Source organism: Pseudomonas cucumis (assembly GCF_030687935.1).
Lineage (GTDB): Bacteria > Pseudomonadota > Gammaproteobacteria > Pseudomonadales > Pseudomonadaceae > Aquipseudomonas > Aquipseudomonas cucumis.
In genome coordinates this window covers 4,818,077-4,837,166 of the sequence record NZ_CP117454.1, presented here as the reverse complement: position 1 = coordinate 4,837,166, position 19,090 = coordinate 4,818,077, and the positions used below count along the sequence as shown (strand labels likewise).

The 19,090-nt window shown below is 60.6% G+C and carries 18 protein-coding genes; 10 read left to right on the top strand and 8 right to left on the bottom strand.

The features are described 5' to 3' along the window. Positions 1–50: 50 nt before the first annotated feature. The 4 genes from PSH97_RS21930 (at position 51) to PSH97_RS21915 (ending at position 4,174) form a co-directional block, all read left to right on the top strand. Entirely contained in the window at positions 51–1,154 is a 1,104-nt protein-coding gene (locus PSH97_RS21930; RefSeq protein ID WP_052967303.1) for an ABC transporter substrate-binding protein, read from the top strand. Positions 1,155–1,346: 192 nt separating this feature from the next. Then, positions 1,347–2,255, top strand: coding sequence for an ABC transporter permease (locus tag PSH97_RS21925; protein ID WP_305446680.1), 909 nt, complete (start codon positions 1,347–1,349; stop codon positions 2,253–2,255). Next, positions 2,252–3,100, top strand: coding sequence for an ABC transporter permease (locus PSH97_RS21920; protein WP_305446679.1), 849 nt, complete (start codon positions 2,252–2,254; stop codon positions 3,098–3,100). Before PSH97_RS21925 ends, PSH97_RS21920 begins: the two co-directional genes overlap by 4 nt. 18 nt (positions 3,101–3,118) lie before the next feature. Beyond that, positions 3,119–4,174: an ABC transporter ATP-binding protein gene (locus tag PSH97_RS21915; protein ID WP_305446678.1), complete on the top strand. Its 1,056-nt coding sequence runs from the start codon at positions 3,119–3,121 to the stop codon at positions 4,172–4,174. 76 nt (positions 4,175–4,250) lie between these two features. Here the strand turns inward: PSH97_RS21915 and PSH97_RS21910 are convergent, their stop codons facing one another. Then, the gene (locus tag PSH97_RS21910; protein WP_305446677.1) at positions 4,251–5,180 is read right to left on the bottom strand and encodes an AraC family transcriptional regulator; all 930 of its coding nucleotides are present in this window, start codon (positions 5,178–5,180) and stop codon (positions 4,251–4,253) included. 333 nt (positions 5,181–5,513) lie between these two features. On the opposite strand from PSH97_RS21910, the gene PSH97_RS21905 reads away from it, so the two are divergent. Together PSH97_RS21905 and PSH97_RS21900 are read left to right on the top strand one after the other, a co-directional pair. Next, a complete protein-coding gene (locus PSH97_RS21905; RefSeq protein ID WP_305446676.1) occupies positions 5,514–5,867 on the top strand; it encodes a putative quinol monooxygenase in 354 nt (117 codons plus the stop codon). A 41-nt stretch (positions 5,868–5,908) separates the two neighbouring features. Next, a complete protein-coding gene (locus PSH97_RS21900; protein WP_030128151.1) occupies positions 5,909–6,139 on the top strand; it encodes a hypothetical protein in 231 nt (76 codons plus the stop codon). On the opposite strand, the gene PSH97_RS21895 is transcribed toward PSH97_RS21900, so the two are convergent. The 5 genes from PSH97_RS21895 to PSH97_RS21875 all read right to left on the bottom strand — a co-directional run bounded on the left by PSH97_RS21895 (position 6,140) and on the right by PSH97_RS21875 (position 13,345). After that, a complete protein-coding gene (locus tag PSH97_RS21895; RefSeq protein WP_305446675.1) occupies positions 6,140–6,769 on the bottom strand; it encodes a flavin reductase family protein in 630 nt (209 codons plus the stop codon). It abuts the gene before it with no gap. A 176-nt stretch (positions 6,770–6,945) separates the two neighbouring features. Next, the gene (locus PSH97_RS21890) at positions 6,946–8,265 is read right to left on the bottom strand and encodes an MFS transporter (protein ID WP_305446674.1); all 1,320 of its coding nucleotides are present in this window, start codon (positions 8,263–8,265) and stop codon (positions 6,946–6,948) included. A 283-nt stretch (positions 8,266–8,548) separates the two neighbouring features. Continuing rightward, positions 8,549–9,874, bottom strand: coding sequence for a sigma-54-dependent transcriptional regulator (locus tag PSH97_RS21885; protein ID WP_305446673.1), 1,326 nt, complete (start codon positions 9,872–9,874; stop codon positions 8,549–8,551). Further along, the gene (locus PSH97_RS21880) at positions 9,874–11,634 is read right to left on the bottom strand and encodes a sensor histidine kinase (RefSeq protein ID WP_305449849.1); all 1,761 of its coding nucleotides are present in this window, start codon (positions 11,632–11,634) and stop codon (positions 9,874–9,876) included. The genes PSH97_RS21885 and PSH97_RS21880 overlap by 1 nt, the downstream gene beginning before the upstream one ends. A 187-nt stretch (positions 11,635–11,821) precedes the next feature. Then, positions 11,822–13,345 carry a fumarate hydratase gene (locus PSH97_RS21875; RefSeq protein ID WP_305446672.1) on the bottom strand — a complete coding sequence of 508 codons (1,524 nt, stop codon included), beginning with the start codon at positions 13,343–13,345 and terminating at the stop codon, positions 11,822–11,824. A 414-nt stretch (positions 13,346–13,759) separates the two neighbouring features. Here PSH97_RS21875 and PSH97_RS21870 point away from each other — a divergent pair, with 414 nt between their 5' ends. Continuing rightward, entirely contained in the window at positions 13,760–14,875 is a 1,116-nt protein-coding gene (locus PSH97_RS21870) for a GGDEF domain-containing protein (protein WP_305446671.1), read from the top strand. Continuing rightward, positions 14,868–15,803, top strand: coding sequence for an iron-sulfur-binding ferredoxin reductase (locus tag PSH97_RS21865; protein WP_305446670.1), 936 nt, complete (start codon positions 14,868–14,870; stop codon positions 15,801–15,803). Before PSH97_RS21870 ends, PSH97_RS21865 begins: the two co-directional genes overlap by 8 nt. Positions 15,804–15,911: 108 nt before the next feature. Here the strand turns inward: PSH97_RS21865 and pyk are convergent, their stop codons facing one another. Then, positions 15,912–17,363, bottom strand: a complete 1,452-nt coding sequence (pyk, locus tag PSH97_RS21860) for a pyruvate kinase (protein ID WP_223490694.1) — start codon at positions 17,361–17,363, stop codon at positions 15,912–15,914. Between the two features lie 171 nt (positions 17,364–17,534). Between pyk and PSH97_RS21855 the strand changes: the two genes are divergently transcribed. Next, positions 17,535–17,918, top strand: coding sequence for a tetratricopeptide repeat protein (locus tag PSH97_RS21855; RefSeq protein ID WP_305446669.1), 384 nt, complete (start codon positions 17,535–17,537; stop codon positions 17,916–17,918). 243 nt (positions 17,919–18,161) lie between these two features. Continuing rightward, a complete protein-coding gene (locus PSH97_RS21850; RefSeq protein ID WP_305446668.1) occupies positions 18,162–18,521 on the top strand; it encodes a PilZ domain-containing protein in 360 nt (119 codons plus the stop codon). Positions 18,522–18,666: 145 nt separating this feature from the next. On the opposite strand, the gene PSH97_RS21845 is transcribed toward PSH97_RS21850, so the two are convergent. Continuing rightward, entirely contained in the window at positions 18,667–19,053 is a 387-nt protein-coding gene (locus tag PSH97_RS21845) for a DUF6124 family protein (protein WP_305446667.1), read from the bottom strand. Positions 19,054–19,090 lie beyond the last annotated feature (37 nt).

Sequence of the window (19,090 nt, the reverse complement as noted above, 5' to 3'; positions counted from 1 at the left end):
TGCAACGGTTGCGACCAACCTCATACTTAAAAAAACAAAGGGAGTCCTTCATGGGCGAGCACGATCTGAACAGACGTCAATTCATCAAAACCGTGGGCGTAGCGTCCGTGGCGGCGGCGGCCATGAGCATGCCGTTCATCAAGGCCAATGCCAGCGATACACGTTTCCAGGGCAAGACCCTGCGCTTGCTGACCTGGTCCGATGACACCGGCCTTGCAGCATTGCGCAACATCGCCGCGACCTTCGAAGCCAAGTACGGCTGCAAGGTCATCGCTGACCGCACTGGCAGCACCTCGGAAATGGTCGCCAAACTCAAGGCCGGCGGTGATCGTCCGCAGTACGACATCATCACTCTGGCCGGTGTTGGCGCCGAAGGACTGGCCGCCGCCAACCTGCTGGAAAAACCTGACCTCAACCGCATTCCCAACCTGGTCGACGTACCGGAGCAATACCGCACTGGCGCCAACGGTCACGGCATCGGTTACCTGCTGTGGTGCAACAGCCTGGTCTACAGCACCCGCACCATCAAGGAAGCGCCGGACAGTTACGCCGCGCTGTGGGACGCGGAGCTGTCGCCGAACATCTTCCTGCCGCCGCCGAACTGGACCGAGGCCATGGACCTGATCATCATCGCCGCCAAACTGGCCGGTGGTGACGAACACAACATCGAGCCAGGCTTCAAGAAACTCGCCGAGCTGAAAGATCGTGTGGTGACCCTGGGCGAAAACCCGAACCAGATCGCCGAGCTGTTCCGCACCGGTTCCCTGGACATGGGCGGCTTGTACGCGCCGGCGTTTTTTCCGAAACAGATTCGCGACCCGGCCTACGGTCTGGGCGCCACCTTCGGCATGAAGGAAGGCTTCTACACCGACTTGATGTTGTCGGTGATGCCGAAGAATCGTCCGGGCGATATCGATCTGGCCTACGCCTTCATCAACCACTCTCTGGACCCGCTGGTGCAGGGCAAGATGGCCGAAGACATCTACAACGGCCCCGTCAACGCCAAGGCGATCATCTCCGCCGAAGCGCGCAAGAGCCCCTACATCCTCACGCCGGAGCAGATTGCCGAGAAGGCAATCATGCACGACAACGCCTTCCTGGCCACCGTGCATGACCAATGGATTCGTCGTTACACGGAAATCTTTTCTTCCTGATCGAGTGGCGAACACAGGTTTTCAGAACACTGCAAAACACTGTGGGAGCGGGCTTGCCCGCGATGACGGCCTTCCTGTCGATAATGATGTGACTGACAGATTGCTATCGCGGGCAAGCCCGCTCCCACAGGGTTAACGGTGGTTTTGAAGGTTGTGCTCGCTCAGCTGCTTTCCATTGACGAGACCCTTGCTATGGAACACCAACCTCTGACCCATCCGGTAAGCGCCGCACCCGTGCGCATCAATCGGGGTGTCTCACCGACGGCGCGTGCCTGGTTTTTCCTTTCGCCGTCGATGCTGTTTCTCGGCGTGCTGATTGCCGCGAGCCTCTTGGTGCTGCGCATGAGCGTCGGCACCAAAGGCGCGGAGTGGACCGGGTTCAGCCTGGCCAGTTACGCCCAATTGCTGGAACCCTATTACCTCAAATCCTTGCTGCTGACGTTGCGCCTGGCGCTGATCAGCGCGGTGATTGCGGTGCTGCTGGCGATCCCGGTGGCCTACACCATGTCGCGGCTGACCTCACCGTTTGTGCGGCGGATCTTCCTCGCGGCGGTGCTGCTGCCCTTGCTGGTCAACCTGCTGCTGCAAAGCTACGGCTGGCTGGTGATTCTCGGCCCCGGCGGCATGCTCAATCAGGCGCTGATGGGCCTGGGCCTGATCAAGCGGCCGATCATGCTGCTGTACAACCAGAACGGCGTGTTGATGGGCCTGGTGCAAACTGCCTTCCCATTGGCCGTGCTGCCGATTGCCAGCGCCATGCGCGGCGTTGCTCGCACTTACGAAGAAGCCGCTGCCACCCTCGGCGCCAGTCGCTTGCAGGTGTTCCGTCAGGTGGTATTACCGATGAGCATGCCGGGGATTATTACTGGCGCGACATTGGTGTTCGCCTACAACGCCAGCAGTTTTGTGGTGCCGCTGCTGCTCGGTGGTCGGCGGGTGCCGATGCTGGCGGTGATGGTGCATGACCAGATCGCCCCGCTGATGAACTGGCCCGCCGCGTCTGCTGCCGGTGTGGTGCTGATCGTCACCACCCTGGCGATCATGACCTTGTCCGAATACATCACTGGCCGTCGTCGGCGCATGCTGGAGGCTTCCCAATGAGCACCCTGATCAAGAAGCGCCACTCGCTGCTGCCAGGCGATACCGGCAAGTTCGCCGGCATCCTGTCGGGCTTCATTTTGCTGCTGGCAGTGCTGCCGATTTTGACCATGATCGTCATGTCGTTCAGCGGCGCGTCGAACCTCGACTTCCCGCCCAGCAGCTACAGCCTGCAATGGTACGAGGCTGCCTGGAACACCTTCGTGTCGCCGGATTCCAGCGATGTGCTGAGCCTCGGCAAAGCCATGACCACCAGCCTGATGGTGGCCTGTCTGACCATGGTTTTCGCCACGATTATCGCGGTGCCGGCAGCCTATGCCCTAACCCGTTGCGAGTTCCGCGGCAAGGCCGTGGCGTTGCAATTGATGTCGCTGCCACTGGTGTTCCCGATGGTGGTGTTGGGTCTGGCCTTGCTGCTGGTGTTCGACAGCCTGCCGTTCCACATCACCACCTCGCGATTGGTAATTGCCCACGTGATTCTGGCGCTGCCGTTCGTGGTGAAAAACTGCACCGCGGCGATGCTCTCCATCGGCAGCGAAGTCGAAGAGGCCGCGCAAATGCTCGGCGCTTCACCGCTGCGGGCGATTGTCGATGTGGTGGTGCCGCTGATGAAGTCGGGGATTCTGGCGGGCATGCTGCTGGCATTCATCGTCTCGTTCAACGAATTCACCGTGACCTATTTCCTCTACACCATCGACGTCATGACCGTGCCGATCTGGATGTACAGCCGCACCGTGTCTTCGCTCGACCCTACCGTTTTCTCGTTTGCCGTGCTGATCGTGCTGATCGACTTCGTGCTCATTTGGGCGCTGGAAAAGTTGGTTGGCGAAGGCGGCGTTTCGTTCTGATTTCTTGAGGTGATTCAAATGACTGGTCTGATTCTGGAAAACGTCGAGAAACATTACGGCTCGGCCTGCGCGGTAAAGGATGTGAACCTGCATTTGCCCGAGGGCAAACTGGTGTGTTTTCTCGGCCCTTCGGGCTGCGGCAAAACCACCTTGCTGCGGATGATCGCCGGGCTTGAAACCCTGACCGGTGGCGAGATTCGCCTGGACGGTGAAGACATCGGCCAGACGCCGGCGCACCAGCGTAATTTCGGCATGGTGTTTCAATCGCTGGCGCTGTTTCCGCACATGACGGTGGGGGAGAACATCGCCTATCCGCTGAAACTGCGCGGGGTCAGCAAGGCCGATCAACAGGCGCGGGTGGTGGAACTGCTGGAGCTGATTCAGCTGCAGGAAATGATTGATCGCCCGGTGGCGAAACTCTCCGGCGGTCAGCGTCAGCGTGTGGCGATTGCCCGGGCGATTGCCTCGCGGCCGAAAATCCTCCTGCTCGACGAACCGCTGTCGGCGCTGGACGCCAAGTTGCGTGAGTCGATGCAGGTAGAAATCCGTCAGCTGCAACAGCGTTTGAACATCACCACCATCATGGTCACCCACGACCAGCGCGAAGCCATGACCATGGCCGACATCGTGGTGGTGCTGGGTGAGCATCGGGTGCAGCAGGTGGGGACGCCGATTGAAATCTATCGGCATCCGGCCAATGAATTCGTCGCGGACTTTATTGGTTCGGGGAACATTTTCCCGGCCACGGCGCTGGGCAACGGCAAGGTCAGCTTGCCCGGGGGCGATGCCCTGCAAGTGCCGATCTGCAGCAGCATTGTGGTGGGGGAGAAGGTAAAAATGCTGATTCGCCCAGAAGACCTGCAATTGTCGCAACCCCAGGCGACGGCGGGGAATCGCTTGCTCGGCAAGGTGACGTTTGTGCGGGATATCGGCGCGACCATCGAAACCACTGTTGAGTGTTCCGGGGTGTCGTTTACCGCGTTGAGCACGCCGTGTCAGGGGGGGGGGGTGAGCATTGGCAATCCGGTATCGGTGACATTGCCGGCTGAGGCTTGCCGAGTACTAAGCGCCTGACTTTAGAAGTGGGTCGCCTTTGCGGCCCCTTCGACTTGCTCGCGAAGGCGTCAGTAGCCTCACCGAAAAAGCCAGATCAAACCGACAACCGCAACCGCGCCAAATCCCGGAGCGGCGGCGCGCCGAACAACCGGCTGTACTCCCGACTGAATTGCGAAGGGCTTTCATACCCCACCCGATAACCCGCCGCCGAAGCCTCCAGTCCTTCGGCCAGCATCAACCGCCGCGCTTCTTGCAGGCGCAATTGCTTTTGATACTGCAACGGACTCATCGCCGTCATCGCCTTGAACCGGTGGTGCAGCGTCGACACGCTCAGGTTCACTTCCCGCGCCAGATCATCGATGCGTAGCGGTTGCTCATAATTGCCGTTGAGCCATTTGATCGCCTGGCTGATGCGGTGGCTCTGGCTGTTGGCAATGGCAATTTCATACAGCCGATGCCCCTGCTGGCTGCGCAACAGCCGATACAGAATCTCTCGACGAATCAGCGGCGCCAGCATGGCGATGTCTTTGGGTGTATCCAGCAAACGCGCCAGACGCAGCACGGCATCGAGCATTGCCGTGTCGACCCGCTCGACATACAAACCGCGGCCAGTGGGCCGTGTGGGTACGCCGATGGGGCCGGCGTCGGCAATCAGTGTGGTGATTTCCGCCGGGTCGATGTCCAGCCGCACGGCGAGGATCGGTTCCTCGGGCGAGACATTCACCACCCGCCCGCTCAGGGGCATCGAGACTGAAACCACCAGGTAATTCAGGGGATCGTAATTAAAGTATTCATCCGCCAGCCGTACTTCCTTGCGCCCCTGGGCCATGATGCACAGGGCCGGTTGCGCCAGCACTGGAGCGAATTCATGGTTTTTACTGTGGCGCGACATGAACAGCGAACCGACGGCGGTGGCATAAGTGCCATCCTCCAGCGTGTTACGGCGGATGAGGGCGGCCAGTTCCGCGCGCTGTCTTTCCATATCGGCGGCTAGCGGGGCTTCAAAATGATCGAGCGACGACATGCAGGCATCCTCGGTGTCGCGTTGATAATGAGCTGAGCTTAAATTTGTGCAAGGGACAGCGGTAGACACATCCTGCCAAAAGCTTGCCTGATTCTGCACGAGGTGAATACGCGATGCTGCTATGGCAAGGCAGCGCGGGTGAAACTTGCTTGAAAGTCGTGTGACAGCGGTGTGACATTGTTTTACGCGCTGTTACAGACGTTTTTGCCGTCGCGCAGGATTGTGCAATAAGCCGGCAGGAATCGACTAACGACGACTGCGACACGCCGCCTAATCTTGGATCCTGTCGCAGCCCGTCCCCGGCTGCCACTGGATGACCTGGGAGGGTTGAACATGTCTACGCAGATCCCCGTCAGTCATATGGCCTTCGTCCGCGCCCGCGTCGGGCGTTCAGCAGAACTCGGTGCACGCCTGAGCGCCTTGATCGAGCCGTCGCGCAACGCACCGGGTTGCCTGAGCTTCGCCCTGCAGCACTCGCAATGCGATCCCGAGCTGTGGCTGGTGTCCGGTTTCTGGGCCAACCAACAGGCCATGACCGCTTACTTCGGCAGCCCGGCGATGCAGATTTTTGCCGAGCTGGTGCAGGAGCTGGTGGTCAACAGCCTGGATTTTCATACCTTCAAGGATGTCTCGGCGGCTCAGGCCCTTGGGCAGTCCCAGGCAGCGGTACACAAACTCGCCGGTTGAGGGTTTAATGGCGCAATTCTCCATTAGCCAGGATCCGCGACATGGCACGTAAAGCCTTTGAACACTTCGAAGCCGTTTCAGCAGTAGTACCGGGCGAGGGCGGTTACCACGCCGCGATTGCCGTCAAAGCCCTCGGCGGTTCCGGTGCCCCGCGTTTTCACAAAGTGCTGGAAAGCCAGACCTTCAAGACCGCGCATGAAGCTGACGAGGCCGCGGCCAAAGAGCTGACTCGCCTCAAAGACGTTAAAGAAGACGCCGACCTGCTCTGGTAATTACTTGACCGCCCCGGGGCGGAACATTTTGAACAGTGCCTCTGGCCCCAACTGAAAGTAATCCGCCGGCCCGCCGCCGCGCAGAATCGGTTCTGCCGCGGCGGTGTCGTACACCCCATCCTTCAACAGCCACTTGGCGATGTGCACGGCGACCACTTCGCCGAGAATCAGCCAGCTCGGCACCACTTCCTTGTTTGCGCGCTGCAACTGAATGATCTGCGTGACCTTGCACTCGAAGGACACCGGACTTTCCGCAACCCGTGGCACCTGAATGATTTTCGACGCCGCGGTGGTCAGCCCGGACAGTTCGAATTCATTGACCTCGGGCCCGACCATGGCGCAGCTCTGGTTCATCTGCTCGGCCAGCGGACGGGTCGCCAGGTTCCAGGCGAATTCGCCGGTCTGCTCGATGTTGTTCAGGCTGTCTTTGCGCCCGACGCTGGAAAACCCAATGATTGGCGGAATGTAGTTGAAGGCGTTGAAAAAGCTGTAGGGCGCCAGGTTCAGGCGACCATGGGCGTCCTGGGAGGAAATCCAGCCGATAGGGCGCGGACCGACGATGGCGTTGAACGGGTCATGCGGCAGGCCGTGGCCGTTGGCGGGTTCGTAGAAGTGGATGTCGTCGGGCATGAACGGAGGTTCCTGAGGGCTGGGTTTCGGGGTCGATCATAGTGCAAGGACGAGCGGGTTATTTCCAGCGATGAGATCTAATGTGGGAGCGAGCTTTGTGTCGAGCCTGGCATTTTGCTTTCCCCCAGAAACGACCAAGCCCGACCAAGGCCGGGCTATGGTGTTGCGTTCAGGGATCAGTCCGTCTCGATCCGCGAATGCTTGCGGGTGTCTTTCATGGTGATGTACACCAGCAACGACACCGCGATGCACGCCGTGACATACCAGTAGTAACCGGTTTCCATGCCGATGCTCTTGAACCACAGCGCGATGTATTCAGCGGTGCCGCCGAAGATCGACACGGTCAGTGCGTACGGCAGGCCAACGCCCAGGGCGCGGATCTCGGTCGGGAACAGTTCAGCTTTGACCACCGCGTTGATCGAGGTGTAGCCGCTGACGATGATCAGGGCCGCCATGATCAGGAAGAACGCGCCCCACCAGCTCTGGATGGTGTGCAAGGTGGTCAGGATCGGCACGGTGAACAGTGTCCCGAGAATGCCGAAGGCGATCAGGATCGGCCGACGACCGACTTTATCCGACAGCCCGCCGATGATCGGTTGCAGGCACATGAACAGGAACAGCGTGGCGGCGGAAATCGTGGTGGAGTCGGAAATGCTCATGCCGACGGTGTTCACCAGGTATTTCTGCATGTACGTGGTGTAGGTGTAGAACGCCAGCGTGCCGCCCATGGTCAGGCCGACCACGGTCATCAGTTCCTTCGGATGGCGCAGCAAGGTGCGCATCGCGCTTTCCTTGGCTTTCTCTTTCTTGGTGAACGACTCGGTTTCTTCCATGCCGCGACGCAGGTAGAGCGCGACCACGGCACACAGCGCGCCGATGGCGAACGGAATGCGCCAGCCCCAGGCGTAAAGCTCTTCGGTGGTCAGGGTCTGTTGCAGCACGATCAACACGGCCAAGGCGATGAGCTGGCCGGAGATCAGGGTCACGTACTGGAAACTGGAGTAAAAGCCGCGACGTTCCTTGGTCGCCATCTCACTGAGGTAAGTCGCCGAGGTGCCGTACTCACCCCCGACCGACAAACCTTGCAGCAGGCGGGCGAACACCAGCAGGATCGGCGCGCCGATGCCGATGGTTTCATAGCCCGGGCTCAGGGCGATCAGCAGCGAGCCGAAGCACATCAGGTACACCGAAGCCATCAACGCACGTTTGCGACCGGCCTTGTCGGCGTAGAGGCCCATCAGCCAGCCACCGATCGGGCGCATCAAAAAGCCCACGGCGAAGATCGCGGCGGTGTTGAGCAGTTGTGCGGTGGTGTCGCCTTTGGGGAAGAAGGCTTTGGCGAAGTACAGGGAGAAGGCGGCGTAGACGTACCAGTCGTACCACTCGACCATGTTGCCGACAGAGCCGCTGAAGATCGATTTGATCCGGCTGGCAGTGCTTCTTTCTTTGGCCGGCAGGGCAGCCGACCCAAGGGGCAGGGCGTTTGAGTTATCCATTGAAGGATCCTTCGTTTAATTGTTTTTGTGGAGCGCGTTGAAACGCAGCCTGCTGGAGCTATAGCAGGAGCTGTGCCAAGGAGAGGAGGGCCGGGTTAGAGGGGTTTTGAAGCTTGAGTGAGCGGAAATCCGCTTATGGTGCGCAGGGTGACAAGCGGATTTTTGCCGAACCTGATCGTTCCCACGCTCTGCGTGGGAATGCAGCCCGGGACGCTCTGCGTCCCAAAAGCCGAACGCGGAGCGTCCGTTGAGGCATTCCCACGCGGAGCGTGGGAACGATCGGTTAGATGAACATCTCGCGGGTCAGTCCATGCCGCTGCATCTTTTCATTAAAGGTACGCCGCGGCAGTTGCAGTTCTTCTAGCACCGCTTTCACATCCCCTTTATGCCGGGTCAACGCCGCCCGCAGGCAATGCGCTTCGAAGGCTTCTTGCTGCGCCGCCAGTGACTGGCCGGGGTCGATCCCCGCCGGTTCCGGTTCGCCCAGGCCCAGCACTTGGCGCTCGGCGACGTTCGCCAGTTCGCGCACATTGCCCGGCCAGTCGTGGCTCAGCAGATGGCTCAGTTGCGGCCCGCTCAAGGGTGCAAAGGTACGGCCCAAACGCTCGGCGGCACTTTGCGCGAAGAACTCGAACAACAGTGGAATGTCTTCACGCCGATCACGCAACGGCGGCAGGCGCAGCTCGGCGACGTTCAATCGATAGGCCAGATCTTCGCGAAAACGTCCGGCCCGGGCTTCATCCAGCAAGTCGGGTTTGGTCGCGGCGATGATCCGCAAATCTACGTGGATGCTCTGGTTGGAACCCAATCGCTCAAGCTTCTGCTCCTGCAACACCCGCAGCAATTTCACCTGTTGGGCCAGCGGCATGCTTTCGATTTCATCGAGAAACAGCGTGCCGCCGTCGGCGTATTCGAGCTTGCCGATGCGTTTGCCCTGAGCGCCCGTGAACGCGCCACTCTCATGGCCGAACAGTTCGGCCTCGAACAACTGCTCGGGAATCGCTGCGCAATTTAGCGCCACAAAGGGCTTGTCCGCGCGGGGACCGAAGTCGTGCAGGCAACGGGCAACCAATTCCTTGCCGCTGCCGGTTTCGCCCCGGATCAGCACATTGACCGGCAACGTCGCCAGGTCCAGCACTTGCCGACGCAACGTCTGCAAGCCACGGGAAACCCCCAGCAGAGTGGCATCGAGTTTGGCGCGATTGTCTGCCTGCTCGTGCAGGGCACGGTTTTCCAGCACCAGCCGGCGCTTGTCCAGAGCGCGGCGCAGGCTGCTCAGCAGGGTTTCCGGGCTGAAAGGTTTTTCGAGGAAATCATAAGCACCGTCGCGCATCGCTTCGACGGCCATTGGCACATCGCCGTGACCGGTCAGCAAGATCACCGGCAAGTCGACATCGCGGCGCTGGACTTCGGCCAGCAGTTCCAGCCCCGTCATGCCAGGCATGCGCACGTCGCTGAGAATCACCCCGGGGAAATGCTTCGGCAGTTGCGCCAGGCACTCATCTGCGCGACTGAACAGCTGCACCTCGAACCCCGACAGGCTCAGCCACTGTTCGACAGCGCTGCGGATGCTGCTTTCGTCATCGACCACCATCACCGAATTGAGCATCAAGCAGGCACCTCCAGATCAATGGGCAACGTCAGGGTGAACACCGCGCCGTGTTCGCCATTGTCGGCGCTCAGGCGTCCGCCCGCTTCGTGAACAATGGCGAAGGAGACCGCCAGCCCAAGGCCCAGACCATCACCCACCGGTTTGGTGGTGAAGAATGGATCGAACACCTTGTCCAGGTTTTCGTCGGCAATGCCGCCACCGTTATCGGCGACGGTCAGGCGCCACAATTGTTCATCGGCTTCAAGGCGGATTTCCAGACGCTTGCAGGGTTTGTCGTGCATCGCATCCAGGGCATTGCGCAGCAGGTTGATCAGCACCTGTTCCAGGCGAATCGCATCGCCACGCACCCAGGCCGGGCGAGTCAGGTGGAGCACAGTGCTGACATGTTCGTCTCGCAAGCGCGCATCCAGCAACTGCAAGGATTGATCGACCACCGCCGCCAGGTCCAGCCGTTCACGCAGGCCACTGGGGCTTTTGCGGGCGAAGGTCTTCAGGTGGCCGGTGAGGGCAGCCATGCGCGTGAGCATGTCATCCACCGGTTTGAGCGCCTTGTAGGCGTCTTCGACCCGGCCGTGATCGAGCAGCAGCCTCAGAGTCGCAAGCTGCATGCGCTGGGCGGTCAGCGGCTGGTTGATTTCATGGGCCAGCGCCGCAGACATCTGGCCGAGGGCGGCGAGTTTGGCCGATTGCACCAAGCCGTCTTGGGCAGTGCGCAAATCCCGGGTGCGTTCTTCCACCAGTTGCTCGAGTTCTTCACGGCTGCGCTGACGCATCTTGGCCAGGCGCCAGCGCTGGTTGAGGAACAGCAACAGAAATACCAGCGTCAGCCAGGCGCCGGCGGCGGCGAGCCCGGCGTTGCGGCGGTCTTCGAACGCGACTTGCGGGCGACGCAACAGGTGCAGCGTCCAGCCTTCGGCGGCCAGCGGCAGCGATTCCCAGAGGTAATCCGCCGTCCCGTCGGGGCCAACGACCCGGGTCAGCGCACTGTTGTCGTCGAAGCGCCGCACCGATTGATATTCCAGCGGGGTCAGCGGTTGTTTGTCGTATTGGCGGGTGGCTTTGAGCTCGGCGCGGTCGCTGTCGCTCAGCGGTTTCAATTGGCGATAACGCCAACCCGGCTGGTTGGCTATGAAGATAATCCCGCGCGCATCGCTGACCAGCAACGTGTCGCTGCCCTGGCGCCATTCGCGCTCAAGCTCCGGGAATTCGAGTTTCACCACCATGGCGCCGAGGAACTCGCCACTGTCGCTGGTCACCGCGCTGGAGAGGAAGTAGCCGGGAATACCGCTGGTTACACCCACCGCGTAAAAACGCCCGGTGCCTTGGGTTCGGGTCTGGCTGAAGTAGGGGCGAAAGCCGTAATTGTGGCCGACGTAACTGCTGGGCAGGCGCCAGTTGCTGGCGGCGACCGCCAGGCCGGTGTGGTCGAGCAGTTCCAGGGTCGAGGACTGTGCCGCGCCGTTGATTTTTTCCAGTTTCAGATTGAGCACAGCTTGCTGTTCGGCGCTGACCGGGCCGGCTAGCGCCGAACGCAGTTGCGGATCCAGCGCCAGCACGGCGGGCAGGGCGCGGTAGCGGTCGATCAGGGTGTGCAGCGAGTTGGCGTACAGCGCCAGTTGTTGATTGGCGCGCACGGCGTCCTCTTCCTGCGCCTGGCGCTCGGCGTGGCGGATGGCCAAGGTGGCGGCGAGCACCGCACCGGCGATGATCAGCAAGGAGTACAACGACAGGCGCAGGGTACGGGAGGTCGGCAGCATGCTGTAGGAAATAGGTTGAAAGATGGGCTGGCACCATACCATGAGGCTGCGCATCCTTCGTCCCGGCATGACGTGTTCAGCCAATTCGTTAGTGACCTCTACTTAGATCGAAGGGCTAAATCGACATCCAAAAAAAGGCCGGGTCGTCTGGGAGACGGCCCGGCCTTTTCGTCAGCGAGGGAGGTGTTTACTGCACTTCCACCGCCAGGCTCTCACTGATCTTTTGCTGCCAGATCGCAGGACCGGTGATGTGTACCGACTCGCCCTTGCTATCGACCGCAACGGTCACAGGCATGTCTTTGACGTCGAACTCGTAGATCGCTTCCATGCCCAGTTCGGGGAAAGCTACCACGCGGGATTTCTTGATGGCTTGTGCCACCAGGTAAGCCGCGCCGCCGACCGCCATCAGGTAAACGGCTTTGTGGTCCTTGATCGCTTCGATCGCGGTAGGGCCGCGCTCGGATTTGCCGATCATGCCCAACAGGCCGGTTTGCTCGAGGATCTGACGGGTGAACTTGTCCATCCGCGTCGCGGTGGTCGGACCAGCCGGGCCGACTACTTCTTCACGCACCGGATCGACCGGGCCGACGTAGTAGATGAAGCGACCTTTCAGATCTACTGGCAGGGTTTCACCCTTGTTCAGCATCTCGACCATGCGCTTGTGCGCGGCGTCGCGACCGGTGAGCATCTTGCCGTTGAGCAGAACGGTTTCGCCCGGCTTCCAGCTCTGCACTTCTTCAGGCGTCAGGGTATCGAGGTTGACACGACGGGCCGATGGACCGGCTTCCCAGACGATTTCCGGGTAGGCGTCCAGCGGTGGCGCTTCCAGCGAGGCCGGGCCGGAACCGTCGAGCACGAAGTGCGCGTGACGGGTGGCGGCGCAGTTGGGGATCATGCACACCGGCAGGGACGCGGCGTGGGTCGGGTAATCCATGATCTTCACGTCGAGCACGGTGGTCAGGCCACCCAGGCCCTGGGCGCCGATGCCCAGTTGGTTGACCTTCTCGAACAGCTCCAGACGCATCTCTTCGATACGATTCTGCGGGCCGCGTGCTTTCAGCTCGTGAATGTCGATGGACTCCATCAACACTTCCTTGGCCATGACGGCGGCTTTCTCGGCGGTGCCGCCGATGCCGATGCCGAGCATGCCCGGTGGGCACCAGCCGGCGCCCATTTCCGGAACGGTTTTCAAAACCCAGTCGACGATCGAGTCGGACGGGTTGAGCATGGCCATTTTCGACTTGTTCTCGGAACCGCCGCCCTTGGCCGCCACGTCCACTTCCACGGTGTTACCCGGAACGATGGAGTAGTGGATAACGGCCGGGGTGTTGTCCTTGGTGTTTTTACGAGCGCCCGCCGGGTCGGCGAGGATCGAGGCACGCAGGACGTTTTCCGGCAGGTTGTAAGCCCGGCGCACGCCTTCGTTGATCATGTCGTCCAGGCCCATGGTGGCGCCATCCCAACGCACGTCCATGCCCACGCGCACGAACACGGTGACGATACCGGTGTCCTGGCAGATCGGGCGGTGGCCGGTGGCGCACATGCGCGAGTTGATCAGGATCTGCGCCATGGAATCGCGGGCTGCCGGCGATTCTTCACGCAGGTAGGCCTCGTGCATCGCCTGGATGAAATCCACGGGGTGGTAGTAGGAAATGAATTGCAGGGCGTCGGCAACGCTCTGAATCAGGTCGTCTTGCTTGATCACGGTCATGAGTCGCGCTCCTCTAAAAGACGGGAACATTCAATAAGGTGCTTGCAGCTTGGGTACATCGGTCGGTTGCAAGCACCTTTCAAGGCACGCCGGGCATGCTGGCGCGACGCTAAAAAGGCGCGGCAGTATACCGCGCCTCGATGGCGGGCACATCCGTTGACAATCAAACGTTGGTCGCATAGGTCGGGAGGTTCTGATCGCCAGTTATCGCACGATGCGGACCTGTAGCAGCCTCGCAAGCCAGGCTTCGCCAGCGGCTACAAGGAATGCAGCAAGGCTCGGCTCCTATGGAAGCGGGTCATGGCTTTGACGCCAGTTTTCTGCCCCAAAAATTGAATGGTCATTTATCAGACACGCCACTAAAGTGGCATCCGGCCTGTAGAGTAGGACACTCGATCAGCCCCCTTTCCCACGGTGAATCAACGATTGACCAACGCCATCCAGCGGCTTTTGCTCAAACGCTTTGCCCTCGCAGCTGGCACCTACGCCCTGGCTTTGCTGCTGCTGTGGCTGGCGTTTTTCACCGGTCACTACCAAGAGTCCGTCACCGGCATGGCGATCGGCAGCGCGTTGGTGGTGCTCAGTCAGGCGGCGTTGTTCGCGGTGTTCTCCAGCGGCCGCAATCTGCGCTTTTCCGACCCGAGCCTGACCGAAGTGCAAATACTGCTGGGGCTGGGTTGGCAAACCTGGCTGATCGCTCATCTGGACGAGGCGCGCGGTGCGTTTCTGGTGTTTTACCCGCTGATTCTGTTGTTCGGGTTGTTTCATCTTTCGCGCACGGCCTTTGTGCGCTGCGCGTTGCTGGTGTTTTTCAGTTTCAGCGCCATCACCTTGTGGGAGGGCTACCACTTTCAGCTGCCCGACCCGACGCTGGCGCTGTTGCAGGTGTGCGTGCTGTTTGTGGTGCTCGCGTGGCTGGTGCTTTACGCCCGTTACGTGCAGATGTCGCGCCAGCGTATGCGTCAGCGGCGGTTCGCCTTGCAGGCGCATCAAGACACCCTGCGCGGAATGATGCGCCAGCTCGAAGGTCTGGTGGCGACCGACGAACTCACCGGGCTGTTTAACCGCCGGCATTTCCTGCGCCTGGCCTCCCGCGAGTTGAACGCCATGGAAGCCGACGTGGTGCATGGCCTGGCGTTGATCGACCTCGATCACTTCAAGCGCATCAACGATGTTCACGGCCATGCCGCCGGCGATCAGGTGTTGCAAGCGTTCGCCGGGGTGGCCACTGCCTGCCTGCGCGATGGCGATATTCTGGCCCGCTATGGCGGTGAAGAGTTCGTGGTGCTGTTGCCCGATTGCGATCCCGAGCGTCTGACTGCTTGCTGCGAACGGTTGCGCATTGCGTTCATGGATGTCGAATTGGTCGGTCTGGAGATCGCCCACCTCAGCTTGTCGGCGGGTATGACGTTGTTGGCGCTTGGCGACGATCTGGATGATGCCTTGCATCGCGCCGATCAGGCGCTGTATCGCGCCAAGCGTGACGGCCGTAACCGTTGCGCGGCGGCCTGGGAGAATGTCGATGCCTGAGTTACGGGTCGGCGAACGCCAATGGACAGTGGCGGCGGGGAGCAACCTGCTCGATGCCTTGAATCAGAACGGCGTATCGGTGCCCTATAGCTGTCGCGCCGGCAGTTGCCATGCCTGCCTGGTCAAATGTGTCGAGGGCTTGCCCAGCGACAGTCGTCCCGATGCCTTGAACCATGAGCAGCGCCAGCAGGGTTGGCGGCTGGCCTGTCAGTGCCAGGTGGTCGACGATCTGCAAGTCGAAACCTTTGACCCGCTGCGTGATGGGCTTGCTGCTCAGGTGGCCGCCAGCGATTGGCTGAGCCCCAGCGTGTTGCGTTTACGCCTGACCAGTGAGCGGCCGTTGCGCTATCAGGCGGGGCAGCATCTGGTGTTGTGGGCGGGCCAGGTGGCGCGGCCGTATTCTTTGGCCAGTCTGCCGGAAGAAGACCGCTTTCTGGAGTTCCACCTCGATTGCCGCCAACCGGGGCAATTCAGTGATGCGGCGCGTTGCTTGAAAATCGGCGATCCGATCCGCCTCGGCGAGTTGCGCGGCGGGGCGTTGCATTACGATCCGGACTGGCACACCCGACCGCTATGGTTATTGGCGGCAGGCACCGGTCTGGGGCCGTTGTTCGGTATTTTGCGCGAAGCATTGCGTCAGGATCACCAGGGCGCCATCCGTGTCATTCATCTGGCCCATGATACGGGTGAGCATTATCTGGCCAAACCCCTGCAAGCCATGGCCGACGGCCGGGAAAACCTGACGGTCGAGCTGTGGACCGCGGCCGAGTTGCCCGCGGCTTTGGCGCAACTGCGCCTTGTTTCGCGACAAACCCTGGCCTTAGTCTGCGGGGCGCCCGACAGCGTCGACGCCTTTGCCCGGCGCTTGTACCTGGCCGGTTTGCCGCGCAATCAACTGCTGGCGGATGTCTTTCTACCCCGTGGTTGAGCGCTGATCGTTTAACGACGCGAGACTCACCACGCAGAGCGTGGGAGCGATCACTAAAAAGCCCCGCCATTCACATGGCGGGGCTTTTGTTTTTCAGCGAGGGATCACTCAGACCATCGGGTCGCCAACGTGCAGGATTTTCATCCCGTTGGTGCCGCCGGTGGTGTGGTAGCTGTCGCCCTTGGTCAGGATGACCCAGTCGCCTTTCTCCACAACGCCGCGTTTGAGCAACTCGTCGATCGCGGCCTGGCTGACTTGCTCAGGCGGCAAGGACGCCGGGTCGAACGGTACGGTGTAGACACCACGGAACATGGCCGCGCGGGCCTGGGTTTCGCGGTGCGGGGAGAACGCGTAGATCGGCACCGAGGAACGGATGCGCGACATGATCAATGGCGTGTAGCCACTTTCGGTCAAAGCGATGATCGCCTTCACGCCCGGGAAGTGGTTGGCGGTGTACATGGCCGCCAGCGCGATGCTCTGGTCGCAGCTTTCGAAGACCTTGCCGATGCGATGGCTGGAGGTCTTGCTGGTCGGGTGCTTTTCAGCGCCGATGCAGATGCGCGCCATGGCCTGTACGGCTTCCAGCGGGTACAAGCCGGCGGCACTTTCGGCCGAGAGCATCACGGCGTCGGTGTAGTCGAGCACGGCGTTGGCTACGTCGGACACTTCGGCGCGGGTCGGCATCGGGTTCTGGATCATCGACTCCATCATCTGGGTCGCGACGATCACGGCCTTGTTGTGGCGGCGTGCGTGCAGAATGATTTTCTTCTGAATGCCCACCAGCTCGGCGTCGCCGATTTCCACACCCAAGTCACCACGGGCAACCATCACCGCGTCGGAGGCTTTGATCAGGCCGTCGAGGGTTTCGTCGTCGGCCACGGCTTCAGCGCGTTCGATCTTCGCCACCAGCCAGGCAGTACCGCCGGCTTCGTCGCGCAGTTGACGGGCGTATTCCATGTCGGCGGCGTCACGCGGGAAGGACACCGCGAGGTAGTCGACTTCCATTTCCGCAGCGAGCTTGATGTCGGCCTTGTCTTTTTCAGTCAGGGCCGGTGCGGTCAGGCCGCCACCGCGACGGTTGATGCCTTTGTGGTCCGACAGCGGGCCGCCGATGGTCACGGTGCAGTGCAGCTCGGTGGCGGTGGCGGTATCGACGCGCATGACCACGCGGCCGTCGTCGAGCAGCAGCTCGTCGCCCACGCCGCAGTCTTTCACCAGGTCCGGGTAGTCGATACCGACCACTTGCTGGTTGCCTTCGGTCAACGGATGGCTGGTGGAGAAGGTGAACTGGTCACCGATCTTCAGCTCGATCTTTTTGTTGGCGAATTTGGCGATACGAATTTTCGGGCCTTGCAGGTCACCCAGCAGGGCGACGAAGCGGCCGTGCTTGGCAGCGAGGTCACGCACCAGTTTCGCGCGAGCCTTGTGCTCGTCGGGGGTGCCGTGGGAGAAGTTCAGACGGGCGACGTCCAGGCCAGCCAGAATCAGCTGTTCGAGAACTTCCGGCGAGTTACTGGCCGGGCCAAGGGTAGCGACGATTTTGGTACGACGGACGGACATGCAAAGACTCCTGAGTTCAAGCGCCAGCAGAGGCTACTATGGTCTTTGGGTGTAGTCATTGTTCGTATGCACTACTTAATGCTTTCTTTATTGAACCCCGACAACTTTGCAGCAACATCCTGAAGATTTCCGACAACGGGTCGATACAGAGCGCAAGACAGGAGATCCCCCATGCGATTCGTGCCCATTGCCGCCCTTGCCCTCAGCGTCCTCAGCGTCACGGGCTGCACCCGTTGGTCGATGAACCATCATCTGAATAATGCCTACAGCGCCTATGAACGCGGCAATTGCGAGCAGGTGATGCTCGAACTGTCCAAGGTCGAACGCGCAAGCCAAGCGCGGCCTTATGTGTGGCCGGAAGTATCGATGATGCGCGGCCAGTGCCTGGAACGGCAGAAGATGTTCATTGATGCGGCCCAGACTTACCAGTTCATCATCGCGTCCTACCCGCAAAGCGAATACGCCTACCGCGCCCGTGCCCGTCTGGAAACCTTGCAGAGCCTGGGGCATTACCCGACCCGCAGCGCGGCGGTCGTGCGCCCAACCCGGTTCTGATTGAAGGATATTCAAAGGCTGGCTGACCGGCGGCGGTGAGCTATAGTCGAATAGATCGGTTTAGAGCCTTGTTTCTAATTCGAGGTAACACCTTTGATCGGCAGCAGTAAGCGACAGCGGTTGGATGGACTGTCGCACCAGGATCGGGGGAGAGCGCGGCGTATGCCTATCAAGCAATAGAGCAGGCCCCGTTCCGAAGCATTAGTGCGGCCCTGCTTAAGGGCCTTGCGTAGCGAAATCAGCATGTTCACTGACCGCCGGATCGAGCGGCATCAACTGCCGTATTTTCTCAAAGTGTTCAACAGCGTCACCGACAAGCCCATTGGCTTTTTGGGCAATCTATCCGAGGACGGGCTGATGTTGATCAGCCAGTTGCCGATCATGGTGGGCGCCGACTTTAATCTGCGCCTGAAAATCCCTATGGATGGACATTGTCAGCAGGTGATCGACCTCAATGCCTGCTGCCTGTGGTGCCACGAGGACGCAACCCCTCACCACTATGACGCCGGGTTCAGCCTGCAACGGGCACCGCCGGAGTATGAGCAATTGGTCGAGGCACTGAAGCAGTACTTCAGTTTTCAGTCGTTGCCTGCCTCTGCGTGATCCGGGCAATCGCCTTCGCGAGCAAGCCCGCTCCCACACTTGATCTGTGCCCAAGCACGGTTTTGTGATCGACACACATCCCCTGTGGGAGCGGGCTTGCTCGCGAAAGCGTCCGTTCAGACAAGAAAAATTTAGTGGCTAAACCCTAAGCAGGCTTAATCGCCCGCTCGATATCCAGCGACCGCTCCGCCAGCATCAACCCCATCTCACTCATCTGATAAATCGCCATCGCCAGATGCCGCTGTTTGTCGTCCAGGCTTTCTGCCAGGTCGAGCAGCAAAATGCTCACCGAGGAAAAGGTTTCATAGGTCTGGATGATGAGGGCTTCGGGATTTGCATCAGGTACGACGGTGAACATCTTCATGGATCGTTCCTCGGTGGTGCGTTCTTCGGCAAAGCACGGTTTAGTGTTTTCCCGTTTGAGATAGTGATCTAGGGCCCTGTCGGCAGCTTCGTGGAGTTTTCTCGAGTCGAGGGTGCTGTAGGGCGAACGGGAGGTGGTTTTGAGTAGGTTGGGGCGGGGCGTTATCACGGTTAACTCCTTGTTGGGGCTGCCACCGATTCGGAAA

Bases quoted from the DNA above. Each gene is read 5' to 3' on its own strand.
- PSH97_RS21910 (WP_305446677.1), bottom strand. From the start codon at position 5,180: ATGTCGTCGCTCGATCATTTTGAAGCCCCGCTAGCCGCCGATATGGAA.
- PSH97_RS21865 (WP_305446670.1), top strand. From the start codon at position 14,868: ATGCCTGAGTTACGGGTCGGCGAACGCCAATGGACAGTGGCGGCGGGG.
- PSH97_RS21930 (WP_052967303.1), top strand. From the start codon at position 51: ATGGGCGAGCACGATCTGAACAGACGTCAATTCATCAAAACCGTGGGC.
- PSH97_RS21880 (WP_305449849.1), bottom strand. From the start codon at position 11,634: ATGCTGCCGACCTCCCGTACCCTGCGCCTGTCGTTGTACTCCTTGCTG.
- PSH97_RS21850 (WP_305446668.1), top strand. From the start codon at position 18,162: ATGTTCACTGACCGCCGGATCGAGCGGCATCAACTGCCGTATTTTCTC.
- PSH97_RS21920 (WP_305446679.1), top strand. From the start codon at position 2,252: ATGAGCACCCTGATCAAGAAGCGCCACTCGCTGCTGCCAGGCGATACC.
- PSH97_RS21890 (WP_305446674.1), bottom strand. From the start codon at position 8,265: ATGGATAACTCAAACGCCCTGCCCCTTGGGTCGGCTGCCCTGCCGGCC.
- PSH97_RS21855 (WP_305446669.1), top strand. From the start codon at position 17,535: ATGCGATTCGTGCCCATTGCCGCCCTTGCCCTCAGCGTCCTCAGCGTC.
- PSH97_RS21900 (WP_030128151.1), top strand. From the start codon at position 5,909: ATGGCACGTAAAGCCTTTGAACACTTCGAAGCCGTTTCAGCAGTAGTA.
- PSH97_RS21885 (WP_305446673.1), bottom strand. From the start codon at position 9,874: ATGCTCAATTCGGTGATGGTGGTCGATGACGAAAGCAGCATCCGCAGC.
- PSH97_RS21905 (WP_305446676.1), top strand. From the start codon at position 5,514: ATGTCTACGCAGATCCCCGTCAGTCATATGGCCTTCGTCCGCGCCCGC.
- PSH97_RS21875 (WP_305446672.1), bottom strand. From the start codon at position 13,345: ATGACCGTGATCAAGCAAGACGACCTGATTCAGAGCGTTGCCGACGCC.
- PSH97_RS21895 (WP_305446675.1), bottom strand. From the start codon at position 6,769: ATGCCCGACGACATCCACTTCTACGAACCCGCCAACGGCCACGGCCTG.
- PSH97_RS21925 (WP_305446680.1), top strand. From the start codon at position 1,347: ATGGAACACCAACCTCTGACCCATCCGGTAAGCGCCGCACCCGTGCGC.
- pyk (WP_223490694.1), bottom strand. From the start codon at position 17,363: ATGTCCGTCCGTCGTACCAAAATCGTCGCTACCCTTGGCCCGGCCAGT.
- PSH97_RS21915 (WP_305446678.1), top strand. From the start codon at position 3,119: ATGACTGGTCTGATTCTGGAAAACGTCGAGAAACATTACGGCTCGGCC.